This window comes from Methylobacterium sp. W2, from assembly GCF_020662345.1.
Lineage (GTDB): Bacteria > Pseudomonadota > Alphaproteobacteria > Rhizobiales > Beijerinckiaceae > Methylobacterium.
In genome coordinates, this window is the sequence record NZ_VMOA01000040.1 from 44,999 (window position 1) to 51,108 (window position 6,110).

At 69.9% G+C, this 6,110-nt stretch carries 7 protein-coding genes; all 7 read left to right on the forward strand.

Features of this window, described 5'->3' with window-relative positions; all coding sequences use genetic code 11:
• Positions 1–38 precede the first annotated feature (38 nt).
• The 7 genes from bchC (at position 39) to pufA (ending at position 6,002) form a co-directional block, all read left to right on the forward strand.
• Positions 39–974, forward strand: a complete 936-nt coding sequence (gene bchC / locus FPV16_RS19735; protein ID WP_227440069.1) for a chlorophyll synthesis pathway protein BchC — start codon at positions 39–41, stop codon at positions 972–974.
• On the forward strand, positions 971–1,957 hold the full coding sequence (locus tag FPV16_RS19740) for a chlorophyllide a reductase iron protein subunit X (RefSeq protein ID WP_018043288.1): 987 nt from the start codon (positions 971–973) through the stop codon (positions 1,955–1,957). Before bchC ends, FPV16_RS19740 begins: the two co-directional genes overlap by 4 nt.
• A 5-nt stretch (positions 1,958–1,962) precedes the next feature.
• Positions 1,963–3,558: a chlorophyllide a reductase subunit Y gene (gene bchY, locus FPV16_RS19745; protein ID WP_227440070.1), complete on the forward strand. Its 1,596-nt coding sequence runs from the start codon at positions 1,963–1,965 to the stop codon at positions 3,556–3,558.
• Positions 3,558–5,024 carry a chlorophyllide a reductase subunit Z gene (gene bchZ / locus FPV16_RS19750; RefSeq protein ID WP_227440071.1) on the forward strand — a complete coding sequence of 489 codons (1,467 nt, stop codon included), beginning with the start codon at positions 3,558–3,560 and terminating at the stop codon, positions 5,022–5,024. Before bchY ends, bchZ begins: the two co-directional genes overlap by 1 nt.
• Positions 5,025–5,137: 113 nt before the next feature.
• Positions 5,138–5,401 (forward strand): hypothetical protein, encoded by a 264-nt coding sequence (locus FPV16_RS19755; RefSeq protein WP_227440072.1) that lies wholly within the window; start codon positions 5,138–5,140, stop codon positions 5,399–5,401.
• 170 nt (positions 5,402–5,571) lie between these two features.
• Positions 5,572–5,799 carry a light-harvesting antenna LH1, beta subunit gene (pufB, locus tag FPV16_RS19760; protein WP_227440073.1) on the forward strand — a complete coding sequence of 76 codons (228 nt, stop codon included), beginning with the start codon at positions 5,572–5,574 and terminating at the stop codon, positions 5,797–5,799.
• Between the two features lie 14 nt (positions 5,800–5,813).
• Positions 5,814–6,002, forward strand: a complete 189-nt coding sequence (gene pufA, locus FPV16_RS19765) for a light-harvesting antenna LH1, alpha subunit (RefSeq protein ID WP_018043293.1) — start codon at positions 5,814–5,816, stop codon at positions 6,000–6,002.
• The last annotated feature ends 108 nt before the right edge of the window (positions 6,003–6,110 follow it).

The following is a 6,110-nucleotide window of genomic DNA, read 5'->3' on the forward strand; positions in this document are numbered from 1 at the left end:
ATCGGGTCGGGTCACGGGACAGGGGAGGGTCGACCACAATGCACGCGCTCGCCGTCCTCTTCGAACGCCCCGAACAGCTGTCGCTCGCCGAGCTCGCCCTCGACGCTCCGGGCGCGGCCGACGCGGTGGTCGAGACCCTGTGGAGCGGCATCAGCACCGGCACCGAGCGCCTGCTCTGGACGGGCCGGATGCCGCCCTTCCCGGGCATGGGCTATCCCCTGGTCCCCGGCTACGAATCGGTGGGCGAGGTGGTGGAAGCCGGCCCCGCCTCCGGCCTCGCCGTCGGGCAGCGGGTCTTCGTCCCCGGCGCACGCTGCTTCGGCCCGGTGCGCGGCCTGTTCGGCGGCGCGGCCTCACGCCTGGTAAGCGAAGGCGCGCGCCTCGTTCCCATCGATGCGGATTTGCGCGAACACGGCATCCTCATCGCCCTGGCGTCCACCGCCTATCATGCGCTCAACGCGCGTCCCGAAGGCCGCTCGCTCATCGTCGGCCACGGGGTGCTCGGACGACTTCTCGCCCGCCTCACACGGATCGCCGGCGGCGAGCCTGTGGTGTGGGAGACGAACGCGATCCGGGCCACGGGCGCACATGGCTACGAGGTCCTGCATCCGGATGCGGACGAGACCCGCGATTACGGCGCCATCACCGATGTCAGCGGCGACGCCGCGATCCTCGACACGCTGATCGGCCGGCTCAGGCCCGGCGGCGAGATCGTGCTCGCCGGTTTCTACGAGGCGCCGCTCTCCTTCGCCTTCCCGCCGGCCTTCCTGCGCGAGGCCCGCATCCGCGTCGCCGCCCAGTGGCGGCCGGAGGATCTCGCCGCGGTCCTGACCCTGATCGAGGGGGGACGCCTCTCCCTCGACGGCCTGATCACCCATCGTGAACCGGCGGCGCACGCGCCGTCCGCCTATCGCACGGCGTTCGGCGAGCCCGAATGCCTGAAGATGATCCTCGATTGGAGAGCCGCTTCATGAACATGCAGCTGAACGGAGCCGCACTCCTGCGCGCCGAAGCCGCCATCGAGCCCGATGCGGCCCCCGTCTCCGCCACCAAGGAGACGCAGATCATCGCGATCTACGGCAAGGGCGGCATCGGCAAGTCGTTCACCCTGGCCAATCTCAGCTACATGATGGCCCAGCAGGGCAAGAAGGTCCTGCTCATCGGCTGCGACCCGAAGAGCGACACCACCTCGCTCCTGTTCGGCGGCCGCGCCTGCCCGACCATCATCGAGACCTCCACCAAGAAAAAACTCGCCGGCGAGCAGGTCGCCATCGGCGATGTCTGCTTCAAGCGCGACGGCGTCTACGCCATGGAGCTCGGCGGGCCGGAAGTCGGGCGCGGCTGCGGCGGGCGCGGCATCATCCACGGTTTCGAACTGCTCGAAAAACTCGGCTTCCACGAATGGGGCTTCGACTACGTCCTGCTCGACTTCCTCGGCGACGTGGTCTGCGGCGGCTTCGGCCTGCCGATCGCCCGTGACATGTGCCAGAAGGTCATCGTCGTCGGCTCGAACGATCTTCAATCGTTGTATGTGGCCAACAACGTCTGCTCGGCGGTGGAATACTTCCGCAAGCTCGGCGGCAATGTCGGTGTCGGCGGCCTCGTCATCAACAAGGACGACGGCACCGGCGAGGCCCAGGCCTTCGCCGCCGCCGTGGGCATCCCGGTCCTGGCCTCGATCCCGGCCGATGACGACATCCGCAAGAAGAGCGCGAATTACGAGATCATCGGCCGGCCCGAGAGCCAATGGGGCTCGCTCTTCGCGGATCTGGCCCAGAACGTCCACGACGCGGCGGCCAACCACCCGACGCCGCTCTCCCAGGACGGCCTCCTCGGCCTGTTCAAGGGCGAGGCCGTCGGCCGCGGCGTCACCCTGGTCCCCGCCACCTTCGAGGATATGTGCGGCACGGCCCTGGTCGTGAAGCCGTCCCTCGAAGTCGTCTACGACGAGGTCTGACGCGCATGGCCGTCTCCCTCGACATCGCGGATCTGCGCGCTCGCCAGGATCTTCGCGCCAGCAATGACCGCCCCGCCTCGACCCTGGCTCCCGCCGCATTGCCCGCGGAGGCGGTGAACCTCGCCGCCACCCAGTCCGACGGGCTCGGCTGCCATTCCGGCAAGGACGCGATGCGGGCGGCCGCCGAAGCCGCCGGGATGTCGGAGACGCTGGAGCAGCTCAGACAGGACTACCCCCAAGGGCCGCACGACCAGCCCCAGAGCATGTGCCCGGCCTTCGGCAGCTTGCGCGTCGGCCTGCGCATGCGGCGCACGGCGACGATCCTGTCGGGCTCGGCCTGCTGCGTCTACGGGCTCACCTTCACCTCGCATTTCTACGGGGCCAAGCGCAGCGTCGGCTACGTCCCCTTCAATTCCGAGACCCTCGTCACCGGCAAGCTGTTCGAGGACATCCGCGAGGCGGTGTTCGACGTGGCCAAGCCCGCCGATTACGACGCGGTCGTCGTCATCAACCTCTGCGTTCCCACCGCCTCCGGCGTGCCGCTGCGTCTTCTCCCGAAGGAGATCGACGGGGTCCGCATCATCGGTATCGACGTGCCCGGCTTCGGCGTGCCGACCCATGCGGAAGCCAAGGACGTGCTTGCCGGGGCCATGCTGAAATTCGCCCGGTCCGAGGCCGAGCAGGGTCCGGTCCAGGCCCCGCGCCTCGGCCGCTCCGAGCGCCCCAGCGTGACGCTGCTCGGCGAGATGTTCCCGGCCGACCCGGTGGTGATGGGCGGCCTGCTCGAGCCCCTCGGCCTCAGCGCCGGCCCGGTGGTGCCGACCCGCGAATGGCGCGAACTCTACGCGGCCCTCGACTGCGCGGCCGTGGCGGCGATCCATCCGTTCTACACCGCCTCGATCCGCGAATTCGAACTCGCCGGCCGCCCCATCGTCGGCTCCGCCCCCGTGGGCCATGACGGCACCGCCGACTGGCTCGACCGGATCGGCGAGGCCTGCGCCGTGCCCCGCGCCACGGTGGAGGCCGCCAAGAACCGGCTCCTGCCGATGATCCGGGGCGCGCTCGCCGCCACACCGATCACGGGCCGGATCACCCTCTCGGGCTACGAGGGGTCGGAACTCCTCGTGGGCCGGCTCCTCGTGGAGAGCGGCGCCGACCTTCGCTACGTCGGCACCGCCTGCCCGCGCACGCCCTATTCGGAGGCCGACCGCGACTGGCTGGAATCACGCGGCGTCATGGTCCGCTTCCGCGCTTCCCTGGAAGACGACCTCTCCGCCATGCGCGAGTTCCGCCCGGATCTCGCCATCGGCACCACGCCGGTGGTGCAGGCGGCCAAAGAGCGGGCGATCCCCGCCCTCTACTTCACCAACCTGATCTCGGCCCGCCCGCTGATGGGCGTCGCCGGAGCCGGGTCGCTCGCCAAGGTGATCAACACGGCCCTCGGCAACCAGCACCGGTTCGACGCCATGCGGAACTTCTTCCACGGGGTCGGCGAAGGCCATGCCGCCGGCATCTGGGAAGAGGTGCCGAAGGTCCGCCAGAACGTCGCCTCGGCGACGCGCGGAAAGCCCTCCCACAACCCGATCGGGGAGATGGCCTGATGCTCGTCCTCGATCACGACCGGGCCGGCGGCTACTGGGGCGCCGTCTACGTCTTCACCGCCATCAAGGGTTTGCAGGTCGTCATCGACGGCCCCGTGGGCTGCGAGAACCTGCCGGTCACCTCGGTGCTCCACTACACCGACGCGCTGCCGCCGCACGAATTGCCCATCGTGGTCACCGGCCTCGCCGAGGAAGAGCTCGGCCGCCACGGCACCGAGGCCGCGATGAAGCGGGCCCATGCCACCCTCGATCCGGGCATGCCGAGCGTGGTCGTCACCGGCTCCATCGCCGAGATGATCGGCGGCGGCGTGACCCCGGAGGGCACCAACCTCCAGCGCTTCCTGCCGCGCACCATCGACGAGGACCAGTGGCAGACCGCCGACCGGGCGATGTCCTGGCTCTGGCAGGAATACGGCGCCCGGAAATTCGCCAAGAAGGGCATCCCGGCCCGGCCGCCCCGCAAGGACGGCGAGCGTCCCCGCGTCAACATCATCGGCCCGGCCTACGGCACCTTCAACATGCCCTCGGACCTCGCCGAGATCCGCCGCCTCGTGGAGGGGATCGGCGCCGAGGTGAATCTCGCCTTTCCGCTCGGCTCGCATCTCGCCGACGTGGCCAAACTCGTGAACGCGGATGCCAATATCTGCCTCTACCGCGAGTTCGGCCGCCTCCTCTGCGAAGCCCTCGAGCGGCCCTACCTGCAGGCGCCGATCGGCCTGCACGCCACCACCAAGTTCCTGCGCAAGCTCGGCGAGATCCTCGGCCTCGATCCGGAGCCCTTCATCGAGCGCGAGCGCCACACCACGATCAAGCCGATCTGGGACCTGTGGCGCTCGGTGACCCAGGACTTCTTCGGCACCGCGAGCTTCGGCATCGTCGCCTCGGACACCTACGCAAAGGGAGTCCGCCGCTTCCTCGAAGACGAGATGGGCCTGCCCTGCACCTTCGCGATCTCGCGCCGGCCCGGCGCCAAGACCGACAACGCGGCGGTGCGGGACGCGATCAAGGCCAACCCGCCCCTCGTCCTGTTCGGCTCGTTCAACGAGCGCATGTACGCGGCCGAATGCGGAGCGCGGGCGGTGTTCGTGCCGGCCTCGTTTCCGGGCGCCATCATCCGGCGCCATACCGGCACGCCGTTCATGGGCTTCTCGGGCGCGACCTACCTCATCCAGGAGGTCTGCAACGCCCTGTTCGACATGCTCTTCCACATCCTGCCGCTCGCCCGCGACATGGACCGGGTCGAGGCGACGCCGGCACGGATCCATCGCGAACTGCCCTGGGACGAGGCCGCCCGCACCCTCCTCGACGACCTCGTCGAGGCCCATCCGGTGCTGGTGCGGATCTCGGTGGCCAAGCGCCTGCGCGACGCGGCCGAACGGGCAACCCGGAATGCCGGGCAGGAGCGGGTCGGCCCGGCCGAGGTCGAGCGCGCCCATGCGGACCTGACCCTCGGAGCGGCGGCATGAGCGCCCCCGCCCCGCACCCTCTTTCCGGCTGGAGCGGCGCGGCGCCGTTTCCGTCGAGAACCGGCCTCCTCGCGAGGCCGACCGCCGCGGATTGCGGACAGGAGATTTCCGCCATGCAGTCAATGACCATGTCCCCCCGGACCATGTCCCCCCGCCAGGCTCTGTCGCGTCCCGCCCCGTCGCGCCTGCAGCGGCACGAGCTGCACTTCCGCCTCCTCCTGGTGGCGACCTATCCGTTCTTCCTCGCGGCGGCCGCGCTCCAGCGCCTCGTCCCGGCCCGGGCTCCGGTGGGCCACGGCCTCATCGCCCGGCGCTCGGTCTTCGGCGAGGCCAAGGCCATGGCCGTGTCGGCGATCCCCTTCGTCTTCATGGGCTGACGTTTTCCGGAGCCGGATCGCCCCGGGCCGATGCCCGCCCGATCCGGAACCCGAACGACCTCCCGTCCGACGAGGGGGGAACGACCGTCGCGAGCGCCGTTGCCGGCCCCCGCGACCTCACCCGCCGCGCGTGGACCACGCACGGCCAGACGAAAGCGGAGGCTCACACCATGTCCAGCGGAATCGAGAAAGCCAGCAGCCTGTCCGGGCTGACGGAACCGGAAGCCAAGGAGTTCCACGCGATCTTCCTGACGAGCTTCATCATCTTCACGGCCATCGCCGTGGTCGCCCATATCCTCGTCTGGATGTGGCGCCCGTGGCTGCCCGGCCCGAAGGGCTACGCCGCCCTCGACACCGTCACGAGCGCCGCGCACGGCCTCGTCTCGCTGATCTCCTGAGGAGGAACGCACCCATGCACAAGGTCTGGCTTCTCTTCGATCCGCGCCGCACGCTGGTGGCGCTCTTCACCTTCCTGTTCATCCTGGCGCTGCTGATCCACTTCATCTTGCTCAGCACCGACCGGTTCAACTGGCTGGAAGGCCCCAAGGCCCCGCGCGCCGCCAATGCGCAGACGCTGGTCCTGCCGACGATGCCCGCCTGACCGGCGGGATGCGGACCATCCTCCTCCCCCTCCGGGTCTCGGGCTCGCCCGAGACCCGCATCTCCGGTGCCCCTATCGGGCAAGCCCGAGATGGGGGCGGGGAGGAGC

Excerpts from the sequence above, each read along its gene's own strand:
- bchC (WP_227440069.1), top strand. The coding sequence starts at position 39 with ATGCACGCGCTCGCCGTCCTCTTCGAACGCCCCGAACAGCTGTCGCTC.
- FPV16_RS19740 (WP_018043288.1), top strand. The coding sequence starts at position 971 with ATGAACATGCAGCTGAACGGAGCCGCACTCCTGCGCGCCGAAGCCGCC.
- bchY (WP_227440070.1), top strand. The coding sequence starts at position 1,963 with ATGGCCGTCTCCCTCGACATCGCGGATCTGCGCGCTCGCCAGGATCTT.
- bchZ (WP_227440071.1), top strand. The coding sequence starts at position 3,558 with ATGCTCGTCCTCGATCACGACCGGGCCGGCGGCTACTGGGGCGCCGTC.
- FPV16_RS19755 (WP_227440072.1), top strand. The coding sequence starts at position 5,138 with ATGCAGTCAATGACCATGTCCCCCCGGACCATGTCCCCCCGCCAGGCT.
- pufB (WP_227440073.1), top strand. The coding sequence starts at position 5,572 with ATGTCCAGCGGAATCGAGAAAGCCAGCAGCCTGTCCGGGCTGACGGAA.
- pufA (WP_018043293.1), top strand. The coding sequence starts at position 5,814 with ATGCACAAGGTCTGGCTTCTCTTCGATCCGCGCCGCACGCTGGTGGCG.